General features: G+C 65.2%; 15 protein-coding genes. 9 read left to right on the top strand and 6 right to left on the bottom strand.

Annotation, left to right across the window (positions count from 1 at the left end; translation table 11 throughout):
- Positions 1–171 precede the first annotated feature (171 nt).
- Positions 172–1,731 (bottom strand): serine hydrolase domain-containing protein, encoded by a 1,560-nt coding sequence (locus AXW84_RS11885; RefSeq protein ID WP_157886971.1) that lies wholly within the window; start codon positions 1,729–1,731, stop codon positions 172–174.
- A 466-nt stretch (positions 1,732–2,197) separates the two neighbouring features.
- Here AXW84_RS11885 and AXW84_RS26225 point away from each other — a divergent pair, with 466 nt between their 5' ends.
- Genes AXW84_RS26225 through AXW84_RS26230 form a run of 3 tightly spaced genes read left to right on the top strand, consistent with a single transcriptional unit; the run spans position 2,198 to position 2,836 of the window.
- Positions 2,198–2,329: a hypothetical protein gene (locus tag AXW84_RS26225; protein WP_257722059.1), complete on the top strand. Its 132-nt coding sequence runs from the start codon at positions 2,198–2,200 to the stop codon at positions 2,327–2,329.
- 16 nt (positions 2,330–2,345) lie between these two features.
- Positions 2,346–2,663, top strand: coding sequence for a cupin domain-containing protein (locus AXW84_RS11890; RefSeq protein WP_204248371.1), 318 nt, complete (start codon positions 2,346–2,348; stop codon positions 2,661–2,663).
- Between the two features lie 50 nt (positions 2,664–2,713).
- Positions 2,714–2,836, top strand: coding sequence for a hypothetical protein (locus AXW84_RS26230; protein WP_257722060.1), 123 nt, complete (start codon positions 2,714–2,716; stop codon positions 2,834–2,836).
- Positions 2,837–2,976: 140 nt separating this feature from the next.
- Here AXW84_RS26230 and AXW84_RS11895 read toward each other — a convergent pair whose 3' ends face one another.
- Positions 2,977–3,177: a hypothetical protein gene (locus tag AXW84_RS11895; RefSeq protein ID WP_068233213.1), complete on the bottom strand. Its 201-nt coding sequence runs from the start codon at positions 3,175–3,177 to the stop codon at positions 2,977–2,979.
- Positions 3,178–3,303: 126 nt separating this feature from the next.
- On the opposite strand from AXW84_RS11895, the gene AXW84_RS11900 reads away from it, so the two are divergent.
- On the top strand, positions 3,304–4,125 hold the full coding sequence (locus AXW84_RS11900; protein WP_068233216.1) for an alpha/beta fold hydrolase: 822 nt from the start codon (positions 3,304–3,306) through the stop codon (positions 4,123–4,125).
- Positions 4,126–4,157: 32 nt separating this feature from the next.
- On the opposite strand, the gene AXW84_RS11905 is transcribed toward AXW84_RS11900, so the two are convergent.
- The gene (locus AXW84_RS11905; protein ID WP_068233219.1) at positions 4,158–4,742 is read right to left on the bottom strand and encodes a BLUF domain-containing protein; all 585 of its coding nucleotides are present in this window, start codon (positions 4,740–4,742) and stop codon (positions 4,158–4,160) included.
- 338 nt (positions 4,743–5,080) lie between these two features.
- On the opposite strand from AXW84_RS11905, the gene AXW84_RS11910 reads away from it, so the two are divergent.
- From AXW84_RS11910 to AXW84_RS11925, 4 genes are all read left to right on the top strand, one after another.
- The gene (locus AXW84_RS11910) at positions 5,081–5,476 is read left to right on the top strand and encodes a hypothetical protein (protein ID WP_068233222.1); all 396 of its coding nucleotides are present in this window, start codon (positions 5,081–5,083) and stop codon (positions 5,474–5,476) included.
- A gap of 718 nt (positions 5,477–6,194) precedes the next feature.
- Positions 6,195–8,405 carry a catalase/peroxidase HPI gene (gene katG / locus AXW84_RS11915; RefSeq protein WP_068239309.1) on the top strand — a complete coding sequence of 737 codons (2,211 nt, stop codon included), beginning with the start codon at positions 6,195–6,197 and terminating at the stop codon, positions 8,403–8,405.
- A gap of 121 nt (positions 8,406–8,526) precedes the next feature.
- Complete coding sequence (locus AXW84_RS11920) at positions 8,527–9,117, top strand: TMEM175 family protein (RefSeq protein WP_068233224.1); 591 nt, start codon at positions 8,527–8,529, stop codon at positions 9,115–9,117.
- 93 nt (positions 9,118–9,210) lie between these two features.
- Positions 9,211–10,929, top strand: a complete 1,719-nt coding sequence (locus tag AXW84_RS11925; protein WP_068233229.1) for a M28 family metallopeptidase — start codon at positions 9,211–9,213, stop codon at positions 10,927–10,929.
- A gap of 18 nt (positions 10,930–10,947) precedes the next feature.
- Here AXW84_RS11925 and AXW84_RS11930 read toward each other — a convergent pair whose 3' ends face one another.
- Both AXW84_RS11930 and AXW84_RS11935 read right to left on the bottom strand, forming a co-directional pair.
- Positions 10,948–11,892: a sugar phosphate isomerase/epimerase family protein gene (locus AXW84_RS11930; RefSeq protein WP_068233232.1), complete on the bottom strand. Its 945-nt coding sequence runs from the start codon at positions 11,890–11,892 to the stop codon at positions 10,948–10,950.
- Positions 11,893–11,988: 96 nt separating this feature from the next.
- On the bottom strand, positions 11,989–12,777 hold the full coding sequence (locus tag AXW84_RS11935; RefSeq protein WP_068233235.1) for an NIPSNAP family protein: 789 nt from the start codon (positions 12,775–12,777) through the stop codon (positions 11,989–11,991).
- Between the two features lie 129 nt (positions 12,778–12,906).
- Between AXW84_RS11935 and AXW84_RS11940 the strand changes: the two genes are divergently transcribed.
- On the top strand, positions 12,907–13,539 hold the full coding sequence (locus tag AXW84_RS11940) for a hypothetical protein (protein ID WP_068233238.1): 633 nt from the start codon (positions 12,907–12,909) through the stop codon (positions 13,537–13,539).
- Positions 13,540–13,761: 222 nt separating this feature from the next.
- On the opposite strand, the gene AXW84_RS11945 is transcribed toward AXW84_RS11940, so the two are convergent.
- Entirely contained in the window at positions 13,762–14,481 is a 720-nt protein-coding gene (locus tag AXW84_RS11945) for a dienelactone hydrolase family protein (RefSeq protein WP_068233240.1), read from the bottom strand.
- Positions 14,482–14,600 lie beyond the last annotated feature (119 nt).

Genomic DNA, 14,600 nt, shown 5'->3' on the forward strand with positions numbered 1-14,600 from the left:
TGGAATTAGTTACGCGGGAAAGATGCTTCGCTGCGCGCTGCATGACGTTCTATTCTTTTCTAATTTTAGGAATAAGTCTGCTGACTGACAATTAGCAACTGACAACTATTTATTTTAAACGCCGCCGGGCCAAAGACAAGCCGGGCCGGCCGGGGCTGCGCGGCCGGGGCCCTACTGGCCCGCCAGCGTCAGGTCGAGCTGCTGCACGCGGGCCGGGTTTTCGGGCGAGAGCGTGAAAAATACGTCGATGGTGCCGTGCTCGCCCACCAGCTGGAAGCGGCCGCGCAGCTGGTTTTCCGGCACCAGGGGCCCCACCGCGGTTATTTTTCCGGCCTGCGCCACCAGCGCCTGCGCGGCCTGCCGGCGCGTGGCCACGTCTTGGTCCAGGAAGAAGTTCTCGGCGAAGACGGCGTTGCCCGCGGCCGAGTCGAACCCAAAATCGGGCAGCAGGTGGGCCAGCTCGGCTTTGCGCTGCGCCAAAATGGGCGAGGCGGCCACCGGGCGCGGGCGCAGCCCGGCCAGCGCCACCAGCGTGTCCAGGGCCCCGTAGTTGGCGCTAGTGGGCACGGCGTAGGTTTGGTTGGCGAAGGCCACCACGGCGATGCCGTAGTCGGGCAGCAGCCACCAGTGCGAGCCGAAGCCGGGCAGCCCGCCGCTGTGGCCCACGTAGCGGCGCCCACTGCAGTCCTGGGCCACGCGCAGGCCGTAGCCGTAGCCGTTGGCCACGGGGCAGGCGCGGCCGCTGGGGTAGCGGAAGGCCGCGTTCAGGCCAGCCGGCGTCCAGGCCTGCTGGGCCTCGCGCACCGAGCTGCGCCGCACGGGGCCGGTTTCGGGCCCCGGGCGCGCCGGCCAGGCTGCCGCCTGAAACGCCAGGTACTTCGCAAAATCCTCAACCGACGTGAGTAGCCCGCCCAGCGCCGCAAACGACTCGCCGTTGGGCAGCAGCGGCTCGTCCTGCCAGGCATCGCCCGCCCGGCGGTAGCCGTGGGCGAGCAGGGCCCCGGGCACCTGGCGGTAGTCCCAGTAGGTGTGCGCCATACCCAGCGGCCGCAAAATGTTGGCCGTGATGTAGGCCTGGAACGGCTGGCCGGCCACCGTGCTCACGAGGCGGCCCAGCAGCGCAAACGCCAGGTTGCTGTACTCGTAGGCCACGCCCGGCGCGTTGGCCACCGACACGCCCCGGGTCAGCAATGCCCGCAAATCGGCGTCGGGGCGGCCCATTTGGCGGTCGCCCCAGGGGTTGTCTTCGGGCAGGCCGGCGCTGTGGCTCAGCAATTGGCGGATGGTGATGGGTGGCGCGTCGGCGGGGGCCCCGGCCAGCCGCGGCGGGTGCGCTTTCAGCTCGGGCAGGTACTTTTCGGCGGGGTCGTCGAGGCGTAGGCGGCAGGCGTCGCGCAGGCGCAGCACGGCCAGCGCCACGAAGCTCTTGGTCATGCTGGCAATACGGAACACGGCCTGCGGCCCGGCGGGCGTGTGGGCGGCCACGTTGGCGTAGCCCACGGCCCCGGTATGCACCAGTTGGCCGTCCACCACCAGGCCGTAGGCCAGGCCGGGCAGGTGCTGCCGGGCCGCGTAGTCGGCATAAATCTTGTCGAGCACCGGAAATACGGCGGCAATGCGCGCGGCCCGCCCGGCGGCGGCTTGGGCTGGGCCCCCCGCGGGCGGCGCCACGGCCTGCCCCAACAAGCCCAGGGGGCCCAAAACGGCGAAAAGCAGCGGCAGCAGTTTCATGGCGAAGTTAAAAATCCCATCCAGCAGGCGCAATAAAGGGCAGAAACTGGGTTCCATCCACGAGCCGGCGGGTTTTAAGCAAGCTTACCCAAGCCTTGGGTACGCGAAGGGCGCCCGAAGGCCCCGGGCACTTCGGGGCCCCATAGCCTTCGGCCCGGCGCGCGGTGGGCCACTGCTAAACCGTGCGCGGCATCCGACGCGACCACTTACCTCGTGCCCGGCAGCCCAACGGATTCAACCGCGAGGCCACCAACTTGCCGGGCGAAAGCCGGGCCCACCGCGGCGCATTTCCGACGGTTCGGGCAGTTGGCCAGCAGATTCCTGCACCTTGCCAGCACGATCCGCGGCGGGCTCCCACCGCGCGCAGCGAGGGCGGCTCCTGCGATTTTACTTGGCCGTTCGCCGCCGGTTCTGGGTCAGCGTTGGAGTTATTTAATTTCTCTTTTTCCTTCAGCCTTCAATAAGCATGACGACCCGAGAATTGAAACTGATTGGCGGCACCGTTTTGGCGATGTGCCTCCCGCTGGCCATGGTGGCGCACGCCAACAAAACGGCCGGCACGCTGCCTTCCTCAGCCTTCGAGTGGAACACTATTTAAGGAGACGCCCACCAAAGTGGGCGCGAAGCGGCAATTCTGCGATTCGCCCACCGAAACGCTGCAAAACCTGGAAATTCACGCCACCACCCTGCGGCCCAGCGAGTTTGCGCACCCGGCCCACCAGCACCCGGAGGAAGAACTGATGATTGTGCGGGAAGGCACGGTGATAGCCCTGGTGAACGGCGAATTGAAGCGCGTGGGCCCCGGCTCGGCCATTTTTCAGGCCCCCAACCGCCTGCACAGCATCCAGAACGTGGGCCAAACCCCGGTGGTGTACCACGTCATCAAGTGGCGCTCCACCGCCACCGGCCCCGCCGCCGTGGCCAACCCCTGAGGCACCAAGCGGACGCGCCCCGCTTGGTTTCGGCGCGGGCCCGCCAGGTTTTGCGCCAGCACCTTGCCCCCCACCGGCTCCCTAAGCGGCTGGCCGTGGCCGCCCACGCCGGCAGCAAAGACTTGCGCGCCTGCACCGCCCACGGCCGGTGCGGGCCGGCCGTGCAAGCCTAGGCGGGTGCGGCCCGTGGCACTGCGCGTGCTAGTCGCCATTGCCGAACCCCAAGTGGCGGCATATAATAGAGCCGCGGCTTGGAACCCGCGCGCACCACCCTGGCGCAACATTCCGCTGGCGGCGCGGCTCTGCGGGCGGGCTAGCGGGGGCCCCGGGCCAGGGCGGCTAGCGTTTCGTGGTGGCGCTTTTCGGCCAAGTCCTGGTTGTACGACGCCACGGCCCAGATGGCGGCCGGAATCCAGCCGATGAGCGTGACGTGCAGCACCCCGCAGAGGAGGCCTTTGAGGAAGTGGCCCCGGAACATCATTGAAATGCCGGGCAGCAGGATGGCGAACAGCATGGCGCAAAAAGTAAAAAAGTGGAGCGGGCAAACATAGCGCATTTTGCGCCCCGGGGCCCCGGCGGGCCCGCGGCGCCGGCCCCGTAGCTTTGGCGGCGCGGGGCCCTACGCCCGCGCCCCGGCCCCATGAAACGCAGCGCTTTGGTTTTGCTCTTGTTCCTGGCCCGATTGCTGGCCGCGGGGCAGCCTGTGCCCTACGGCCACAACCCCGCCGCCGGCCACTACCAAACCGTGCGCGGCATTAAGCTGTATTATGAAACGTACGGCGCGGGCCCGCCCCTGCTGCTGCTGCACGGCAACGGCGGCAGCATCGCTTCCTTCCAGCACAACATCGCCTACTTCGCCCGGCGCTACCGGGTGATTGCCGTGGACAGCCGCGCCCACGGCCGCTCGGTGGACGCGGGCGACTCGCTGAGCTTCGAGATGATGGCCGACGACTTCGCGGCCCTGCTCACCAGCCTGCGCATTGACTCGGCCAACGTCATCGGCTGGAGCGACGGCGGCATCAGCGCCCTGGCGCTGGCCCTGCGCCACCCGGCCAAGGTGCGCCGCCTGGTGGCCACGGGGGCCAACCTCGCGCCCGATTCCACGGCCCTCACGCCCGCCCTCTGGCTACAGCAGCAGCGCAGCTACCGCGAAAACCAGGGCCGCGCGCGCACCACCCCGGCGCAAAAAAACGACTGGAAAGTGTTTTTGCTCGACGTATTCCAGCCCAACATTCCGCTGGCGGCGCTGCGCCGGGTTGGGGCCCCGGCGCTCATCGTGGCCGGCGACGGCGACGTAATTACCCTGGAGCACACGGTGGCCATTTACCGCCACTTGCCGCGCGCCCGGCTCTGGGTGGTACCCAACAGCGGCCACGGCACCCTCATCGAGCACGCCGACGAGTTCAACCGCACCGCCGACGAGTTCTTTCGCGCCCAGGCCATTCCTGCCCGCCCGCATTAATAGCGCCTAAGGACCACTCGGGCCGGCGCTGCTCACAGCGCCCCAAAAGCGGCCAGCAGGGTCCCCAAGTGCGGGTCGTTGATGGGCACCTGCGGGAGCACCAGGTGCCGGCGGTGCGCCTCCAGGTAGCCAATCAGCCAGTGAAATTCCGCCGCCTCAACCCGGGCAAAGGCCATGCGCCAGTCGCCAAACATCCGGGCGGGGCCGGCCGCGTCGCTGAGCACCTTTACCTGCTGGTGGCGCCCGTCGCGCTGGATGCGGGCAAACACCGCGTGCACGGCCGCCGCCTCGCCCTCCAGCACCTGCACAAAGTGGCCGTCGCGGCTGTAGCACAGCAACCCCGTCAGGTCGTGCTGCTCGTTGTACGCCCGCGACTGCTCCAGCAAGTCCAGGAGCTGGGCTTCGGAAAAGGGGTGCACGGCCCGGCTGCGGTACAGCACGTGGTGCACGCGCACGTCGAGGTGCGCTAGCACTTGGTTCAGCGTCAGCTCGCCGCGGGCGTAGCGCTCCAGCAGTTCGGCTTCGTAGGGTTGCGGGGCCAGGGGCGTGCCCGCCACAAGGGACGTGGCCCAGGCAATGGCATGGCGGCGGGCAGCTTCGGTCGGCAGGTCTTCCATAATCGTACCTACGGCAAGGGCCGCGCCAGCAACGGTCCCAGAAACCCAAAAAATACTTAAATTCCCGGTAATTAATACGTATAGTGTCCTTTGCGCGCTGCCGCCGTCTTCCCGAACGAAGGCTTAGCGGCCGTGGTCAGCCAGTAGCAAATGGAAGGGGTTCAAAAACAGGCTTGGCGTTTGGGCGAGCGCACCGCGCCTTTCGTCGAGTAATTTGAGCCCTTGAACTAATTATTACCGCCCTTCCTACTATATAGTCGTCAGCGGCAGTAATCTTGTAAATTAGCCTGCTACCCTTATACATTATTATTAGCCAAACCTTGAAAAAAACATATTCTATGGCCCATTTCTACGATTTATTATTAGCCGAGTATTTGCAAGTGTGGCTGCACCAAGTGCACCTGGCCGACGCCTGGGCACCCAACGGCGAGGCGCACGTGCGGGCGCTTGTTCACCTCGTGTTGGGGCAGGCGAGCCAGCTACCGGGCGCGGCGCACCCCAATGCGCCCGCCCTGCTGGCCGCCTTGCACGTGCTGGCGCGGCGGGCGGCGCAGGGCCCCGTACCCGCCGCGCCAGTGCTTAAGCAGGAGTTGGCCGCGGTACTATACACCGCCCTGCGGCGGAGCACCGCGGCCAACGGAGCCCCGGCGGCCGCGCCCCAAGCGTTTGCCTTTTCGCCCCCGCCCGAATTCGCGCCCCGTCCCTCGGCGGCGGACTTCGTGAACTGGACGTAGGCCCGGGACGACGCGCGGGAAATAGCTTGCAGTTTCTCGCTGTTTGTAGTTGATACATCCGGGGCCCTGGGGCACGCGAAATCTGTACCGGGTACCGGGGACGGGCCCGCATTTCGTGGGCGTAAGGCTTAAGCCGCCGGGCAGAAATTCCTCGGGGCCCATCGGGCGGGGCGCAGCTATTAGGCTGCCGCCTATGCGGCCATAACATAATGTTATTTTTGCTTCTGCAAACCTGGGGCGTCCTTTGTGGTAGTTATCATGTACCACCAACCTCCCTTTTCAGCTATGGCAGCAGCCCAAAACGGCCATTCGGCCGGTTACGGCGCGGGCATGGCCTACGAACCTATGCGGTAGTTACCGGTGCTTTGCTCACCCTGCCCGCGCGCAGACGCGGGACTGATGCCAAGGGCCTTCTAGGCGGTGCAGAATCCGGCTGGTGCCTGGGTTTTCCTCGTTCGGTTGTGACCAACGCTGGGGTGGCTTTTCCAGTAAATTATGCACCGTCGCCGATGGCTCGCAACTACCTGGCTTGTTCTGGGCCCTGCCAAAAACCCCGGTGGTCGCAGTGGTTGACGAAAAACGCAATACCAACAATGTGCAGAAAACCAGCACAAATGACAGAGACAGACCTCTGAGATTCGAATTTCAATCAAATTTTTTAATGATGGCTGAAGAACACAACAAGCACGCGCCTGCCTCCAACACCACGGAGCATTTCATGAACGACCCCTCGGCGGCGAAATGCCCCTTTTTGGCGGGACAGGCGCAACAGACGGCCGGCGGCGGCACCCGCGACCGCGACTGGTGGCCCAACATGCTGCGCCTCAACATCCTGCGCCAGCACTCGCCCAAGGCCAACCCCATGGGCGCAGACTTTAACTACGCCGAGGAGTTCAAGAAGCTTGACCTCAATGCCGTAAAGCAGGACCTGTTTGAGCTGATGACCACCTCGCAGGACTGGTGGCCAGCCGACTACGGCCACTACGGACCGTTCTTTATTCGCATGGCCTGGCACAGCGCCGGCACCTACCGCATCACCGACGGCCGTGGGGGCGCGGGCGCTGGTATGCAGCGGTTTGCACCGCTCAACAGCTGGCCCGACAACGCCAACCTCGACAAAGCCCGCCTGCTGCTGTGGCCCATCAAGCAGAAATACGGCGAGCAGATTTCCTGGGCCGACCTTATGATTCTGGCCGGCAACTGCGCCCTGGAGTCGATGGGCCTGAAGCCGTTCGGCTACTCGGGAGGCCGCGCCGACGTGTGGGAGCCGATGGATGAAATCTACTGGGGCTCTGAAAAAGAGTGGCTGGGCGACAAGCGCTACACCGGCGACCGGCAGCTCGAAAATCCGCTGGCGGCTGTGCAGATGGGCCTGATTTACGTGAACCCGGAGGGCCCCAACGGCAACCCCAACCCGCTGGGCTCGGCCCGCGACATCCGCGAAACCTTCGGCCGCATGGCCATGAACGACGAGGAAACGGTGGCGCTGATTGCCGGTGGCCACACCTTCGGCAAAACCCACGGCGCGGCCGACCCCGCCCAATACATTGCGCACGAGCCCGCCGCGGCAGGCATCGAGCAGCAGGGCAAAGGCTGGCTGAACACGTACGGCACCGGCAACGCCGGCGACACCATCACCAGCGGCCTCGAAGGCGCTTGGACCGCCACCCCGGCTAAATGGGGCGACGGCTACTTCAACAACCTGTTTGGCTTTGAGTGGGAGCTGACCAAGAGCCCCGCCGGGGCCCACCAGTGGAAGCCCAAAGGCGATGCCGGCGCAGGCATGGTTCCCGATGCCCACGACCCCAACAAGTCGCACCAGCCGTTTATGCTGACGTCGGACATCGCCCTGCGCGAAGACCCGATTTACGAGAAAATTTCGCGCCGCTTCCACGAAAACCCCGAGGAGTTTGCCGATGCCTTCAGCCGCGCTTGGTTCAAGCTCACGCACCGCGACATGGGCCCCCTGTCGCGTTACGTAGGCCCCGAGGTGCCCGCCGAAGTGCTCATTTGGCAAGACCCGCTGCCCGCCGCCGACTACACGCCGATTGACGAGCAGGATATCAACGCCCTGAAAGACCGGCTGTTGGCCTGTGGCCTCACAGGCGCGCAGCTTATCCGCACGGCCTGGGCTTCGGCCTCCACGTTCCGCGGCTCTGACAAGCGCGGCGGCGCCAACGGCGCCCGCCTCCGCCTGGCGCCCCAGAAATACTGGGATGCCAACAACCCGGCCGAGCTGGCCAAAGTGCTCGACACGCTGACCGGCATCCAGACCGAGTTCAACGCCGCGCGAGCGGGCGGCAAGCGCGTGTCGCTGGCCGACCTGATTGTGCTGGGCGGTGCCGCCGGCATCGAGCAGGCTGCCAAGGAAGGTGGCTACGACGTGCAGGTGCCCTTCCACCCCGGCCGCACCGACGCCACGCATGAGCAAACCGACGTGCAGTCGTTCGAGGCGCTGGAGCCGCACGCCGATGGTTTCCGCAACTACCTCCGCGCCAACCACGAAGCATCTCCCGAGGCGATGCTCATCGACCGGGCGCAGCTCCTGACCCTCTCGGCCCCCGAAATGACGGTGCTGGTGGGCGGCCTGCGGGTGCTGGACACCAACTACGACCACTCGAACCATGGCGTATTTACTGACCGGCCGGGCACGCTCACCAACGACTACTTCGTGAACCTGCTCGACATGGGCACCACTTGGAAAGCCACTTCTGAGGCCGACCAGCTGTTCGAAGGCCGCGACCGCAAAACCAATTTGGTGAAGTGGACCGGCACCCGCGTCGACCTGATTTTCGGCTCGAACTCGGAGTTGCGCGCCATCTCCGAAGTGTACGGCACCAATAATGCCGGCCCGAAATTCGTGCGCGACTTCGTAGCCGCCTGGGCCAAAGTGATGGACGCCGACCGCTTCGACCTGGCGAAAGCATAAGGTTGGACCGGCGAGGAATCCCTTGCTAATCATGTTGAAAAAACGCCGCCCTGGCAACGGGGCGGCGTTTTTTTGTGCGCTGCTGCTACATTAGGGGCCCCAGCCACGCTTTTTTTCCGCTATGCAAAAAGGCCGCCTCGAAGCGTTTAGCGACGGCGTACTCGCCATTATCCTCACCATCATGGTGTTGGAGCTGAAGGTGCCGCACGGGGCCGACTTCGCAGCGCTGCGGCTGTTGCTGCCCGTGTTTCTGAGTTATGCGCTGAGTTTCGTTTACGTGGGCATTTATTGGAACAACCACCACCACCTGCTCAGCGGCGTCCGGCAGGTGAGCGGCGGCGTGTTGTGGGCCAATTTGCACCTGCTGTTTTGGCTCTCGCTCACGCCGTTTGCCACGGGCTGGATGGGCGAAAACCACTTTGCGCCGGCCACGCTGGCTGTGTACGGCGGTGTACTGCTCGGCTCGGCGGTGGCGTACTTTATCCTGCAAAACTGCCTCATTGCCGTTAATGGCGGGCCGGCGGCGCCACTGGCTCGGGCCGTGGGGCACGATTGGAAGGGCAAACTCTCGCCGGTGCTCTACCTGGTGGGGATTGCCAGCAGCTTTGTGCTGCCCTGGCTTTCGGGCGCAATTTATGTGGCCGTGGCACTGATGTGGCTGGTGCCCGACCGGCGCATCGAGCGCGCGCTGGCCCACGAAAACCCGGACTAAATGCCCAGCTGGGGCCCCACTCCGGGGATACCGCGGCCATCCAGTACCTTAACCCCGCCGAGGCTCCCATTTCTGGGGCCCCGCACCCCGCCGATGCCCTCGAAACTTCTCGCCGCCCGGCCGTTGCCGGCCCTGCTGTTTGCCCTCGCTTTTGCCACGGGCTGCCAATCCAAACCCGACGCGGCCGGCCAGGCCACGGCCGCCGGGGCCCCTACCGCAGCCGCTCCGGGCGCCCCGGCGGCTCCGCCCGCTGCCATCACGGCGGCCGACATTAGCGGCTACCTGAAAACGGTGGCGGCCGACGAGATGCTGGGCCGCAAGCCGTTCACGGCCGGCGAGGAGCGCATAACCGCCTACCTAGCAGCGCAGTTCAAGGAACTGGGGCTGCAGCCTGGGGGCCCCAACGGCAGTTATTTTCAGCCGGTGCCGATGGTGGAAATTACCGCCATGGCGGCGCCTACCATGCAAATTCGGCGCCCCGGCCAGAGCCTGAATTTACAGTACAAGACCGATTACGTGCTGTTTACCCAGCGCGAGCAGCCGGTGGTTGAGGTCAAAAACTCACCGCTCGTGTTTGCCGGTTACGGCGTGGTGGCCCCCGAGTACGGCTGGGACGACTACGCGGGCCTCGACGTGAAGGGCAAGACCGTGGTGGTGCTCGTGAACGATCCCGGCAACGCGGGCCAGGATTCTACCCTCTTCAAAGGCCGCGCCATGACCTACTACGGCCGCTGGACCTACAAATATGAGGAAGCCGCCCGCCACGGCGCCGCCGGCGTGCTCATCGTGCACGACACCAAGCCCGCTGCTTACCCCTGGAGCGTAGTGCAAAGCGGGGCCCTGGGGCCCAAGCTGCGTCCCCAGACGCCCGACCGCGGCGCCAGCAAGTGCGCCCTCGAAGGCTGGCTGACGCTCGACGCCGCCCAGCGCCTGTTTACGGCCGCCGGCCAGAACTACGACGCGCTGTATACTGCCGCCAACCAGCGCGGCTTCCGGCCCCGCGCCCTGGGCCTTACCCTAAGCACCAGCCTCCGCAACAAGCTGCGCCGCCAGACGTCCAAAAACGTGCTGGCCGTGCTGCCCGGCACCACCAACGCCGGCGAATACATCATCTATTCAGCCCACTGGGACCACTTCGGCGTGGGCAAGGCCATTGCCGGCGACTCCATCTACAACGGGGCCGTGGACGACGGCACCGGCCTGGCCGCGCTGCTAAGCATCGCCCAAGCCTTTAAAAAAGCGCCCACCAAGCCCGCGCGTAGCCTCGTGTTCCTGGCTGTGACGGGCGAAGAGCAGGGCCTGCTGGGCTCAGCCTACTACGCCCAGCACCCGCCGTTCCCGCTGGCCAAAACCGCCGCCGACCTCAACATGGACATGCTCTGGCCCTACGGCCGCATGAAGGACCTCACCGTCATCGGCGCGGGGCAGTCGGAGCTGGAAGACTACGCCCGCGCCGCCGCCCGGGAGCAGGGCCGCTACCTCCTCCCCGACCAGACGCCCGAAACCGGCATGTTCTACCGCTCCGACCATTTCAGCTTTGCCCACGTGGGCGTGCCCTCGCTCTACGCCAGCGGTGGTTTCGAGAGCCGCGCCCAGGGCAAGGCCTACATCGCCCAAAAGCGCCAAGCCTACACCACCGGCATGTACCACAAGCCCGCCGACCAGTTCGACCCCGCCTGGGACCTCGCCGGCGTGGCCGAAGACGCGCAGCTTTACTTCCGCGTGGGCCAGCGCCTGGCCGCCGAAACCACGTTCCCAAAGTGGCGCGCCGGTTCGGAATTCAAGGGGATTCGGGAGCAGGCGAAGCGGTAAATCCTCACCGCTTCGCGCTTATCCCAGCGTTTTTAACACCTTTTCCAGCAGGGCTTTGGTTTTGCGCACGCCTTCTTCTTCGCTGGTGACTTCGCCTTCGTACTCAATGCCCACGTAGCCGCGGAAACCCGAGTCTTTGATAATTTTGAACATCTTGTAGTAGTCGGTTTCCACGCAGTTGTCGTTGGCGTCAAAATCGAAGGTTTTGGCGCTCACGCCTTTGGCCACCGGCATCCACTCGCGCACGGCCTTGTACTTGTCGTACTCCTCGATGCACTTGCCCTTGTATAGGTCGCCGGTGTCGCGCCGGATGCAGAAATTGCCAAAGTCGGGCAGGATGCCCACGTTGGGCTTGCCCACTTGCCGAATGGTGGCCAGCAGCCACTCGCCGTTGGAAGTGTAGCTGCCGTGGTTTTCAACTATCACGTTGATGCCCGCTTTTTGGGCGTACTCGGCCAGCCGGGCCAGGCCGTCGGCGGCGGCTTTCTGCACCTCCGTGGCCGAGCCCTTACCGAAGGCGTTCACCCGCACGGTGAGGCAGCCCAGGTATTTGGCCGCATCCACCCATTTGTAGTGGTTTTCGACCGCCTTGATGCGCTCGGCCTCGGTGGGGGCCCCCAGGTCGCCCTCGCCGTCGATCATAATCAGGTGGTTTTTCACCCCGTTGTCGTGGCAGCGCAGCAGCAGCTCGGCTAGGTATTTCGAGTCCTCGGCCTTGTCTTTGAAAAACTGGTTCACGTACTCCACCACCCCGATACCGTACTGCTTTTTGGCGATGACCGGAAAGTCGAGGTTGCTGATTTTGTTGCTGAACAGCGCTTTGTGAAACGACCACTCGGCCAGAGAAATTTCAAAAAAAGTCTTGGCCGGCAGCTCCCGGGCCACTAATGCTTGCGGTGCCACGGCGGCGGCGCCTATCAGGGCCGCGGCGTTTTTCAAGAAGTCACGACGGGAAGCGGACATAGTGCAGGGCTGGAAGGGAAAGGCGGAAAAATTAAGAACGTCATGCTCATCTGGCGTCCACGCAGCCGAAGCATGACGTTCTCCCCAATTGGTTACTTACAAATCCGAGTAATTCACCGGGCGCAAAAACGTGATGTCCATGTGCGACACGGTGTTTTGGTACTCGGGCAGGCCGGACAGCCGCTTCCACTCGGGGTCGGCGCTGAAGGCTTTCCAGTGCGCGTCGCGGTCGGGCATGTTTTTGAACGAGGTCATGTACATCAGGTTCGGCATTTTCGGCCCGAACAGGACTTGGCCGTAGAAAATGCCGTTGAAGCCGAGCCGGTCGAAGAGCTTGATTTCGCCGCCGGCGTTGAACATCCGCACCTTGCTGCCGAAGATTTTTTCGCTGGCGCCTTCGTAGCTCCGCAGCTCATACACCCGCTCGCTCTTGGGCGCGTCGAGGCGGGGGGCCCCCAGGCCGGGCATTTCGTCGAAGGCTTTGATGAAAATGTTTTCCTGGCGGCCGTAGGCCGGGCTGGTGTAGGCCGCGTTTTCGTAGCCGCCGCCCGCCGCCACCAGCTTAGGTGCCACGCCCTTGTCTACCTGCTCCCACTGCTTCGCGGAGGCGTAGGGCGTGAACACGTACACGCGCCGGTCGGCGGCGGTGTCGTTGCCCACCGGCTTGAACACCCCAATGGCGGGAATGCCCGCCGCGTGCAGCGCCGGCAGGTACTGGTGCTGCAAGAAGCTGTCGACGAGCGCCTCCTGCCGGCTGGTTTTGAGGTGGTACACTTTAAGGGCGAAGTAAGCCGGGCGCGCGCCCGCAGGCCGGGGCGCGGCGTGGGCGCCGGTTAATTGGCCGCAGAGCAAGGCGGCAAACGGCAGAAACAGAAGTTTTTTCATGGTTGGGGTGGGAATCATGCAAATTGTGCGTCCGAAATGTAGCACCGGCCGCGCGGGGAAAGCCGGCCAGCGCCGAAATTTGCGGCCCCCGCTGGGCCGTGGCCCCGTGCATTTTTCCTTTGCCCCGCCGTGTCCGACCCAACCGCCCCCGCCGCCCCGCCGTCCCTTGCCGATTTCGCCTGCTTCGGCCTCTACGGCCTCACCGACAACCCCTACCGCCAAGCGGCCGACGTGGCCCGGTTCGGCCGACTCTACGACCTGGTGGTGGGGCCCCACGGCGGCGTGGGCGTCGGCAGCACCTTCCACCCCTACCAGCTCGTGCGCCCGGCCGGCGTCACGGTGTGGTACGCGGCCTTCGCGCAGCTCTACGCCCAGCCGGGCCGGGCGGCGCTGTTTGGGGCCCTGGCCGAGGAGCAGGCGCGCTACGTGGTGGCCCCGCCGGCCTCGTTTGCTGATTTCCACGTGTGGCCCGACGCGCGGCTGACCAGCGCCGCCAACCCGGTGTTCAGCCGCTACATCCCGTTTGTGCTGCCGCTGCTGGTGCGCAAGGGCCCCGGGGCCCTGCGCTGGGACACCGAAGCCGCCGCTGCCACCGCCGAGCCCGAACGCTTCCGCGCCTACCGCGACGCCGTGAACGAAGCCCTACGGTTTGTGCAGCCCCAGCCGGCGTTCGTGCTGGGCTTCGCCGAGTTCGACGAGCAGCACCCGGAGCGGCTCATTGACCGGTTCATCGCGGCCAAGCCCCTGCTGGGGCCCCTGTAGCGGGCGCGGGCTTCGCGCTAAAACATAAGAACGTCATGCTCATCTGGCGTCCGCGCAGCCGAAGCACCTCTCCCGCTGAGTAAATAATTACTCAGCGGGAGAGGTGCTTCGGCTGCGCGCTGCATGACGTTCTTATGGAATCGTTCTGTTGTGAGTGTTCTGTCGGCAACGTTCTGTCGGCAACGTTTTTAAAAACGCGCCATTGAAACACCAGCCGGCTCCTTACTTGGTCGCCTTGAATTTGTCGGCGAAAAACGCCAGCGTGAGGGCCCAGGCCTCGTGAGCGGCGGCGGGGTTGTAGCTGGAGCGCTCGTCGCAGTGGAACCCGTGGTCAGCGTCGGAGATGACGGTATTGACGTAGGGCTTTTTGGCCGCAGCTACTGCCTCGATAACCTCCGCAATGTTCTCCTTGGAGATGTGCGCATCGAGCCCGCCCCAGAAGAACAGGTGCGGGGCGTGCAGGTCGGCGGCGCGGTCCTTGATTTGCTCGGTGCCGCCGCCGTAGTACGACACGCCGGCCGCCAGCGGCAGCACGGCGTTGGCCAGAAACGACACGCGCCCGCCCAGGCAAAACCCGATGCTACCAATTTTGTCGGCCACCACGCCGGGCTGGCTGGTGAGCCAGGCGTGGGCCGCCTGCAAGTCAGCCGTCAGGCCCTCGTTGTTGATGGCGAAGTAGTGCGGCATGGCGCTGGGGAAGTCGCTGTAGGCAATTTCCAGGCCCGGCGCAGCCGTGCGGTGAAACAGCTCGGGGGCCACCACGGCGTAGCCGGCCTGCGCCAGCCGGTCGGCCACGCTGCGGATGTGGTGGTTCACACCGAAGGCTTCCTGCAACAGAATGATGCCGGGCACCGCGCCGTTGGCCGCCGCGGGCTGGGCCGCGTAGGCCTGCATCGTGGTGCCATCGCCGACCGACAGGGAGAGGGTTTGGGAAGTACTCATGGAATGGGGTGTTAAGGAGAGAAGAGAATAGCGCTAATTAAAGGCATACGCAACCAGCCACAGCGCGGCGGGGATGACCGGGGGCCCCAGCCAACAGCCGCGGCTTGTGCTTAGAGGCC

Source organism: Hymenobacter sp. PAMC 26628 (assembly GCF_001562275.1).
GTDB lineage: Bacteria > Bacteroidota > Bacteroidia > Cytophagales > Hymenobacteraceae > Hymenobacter.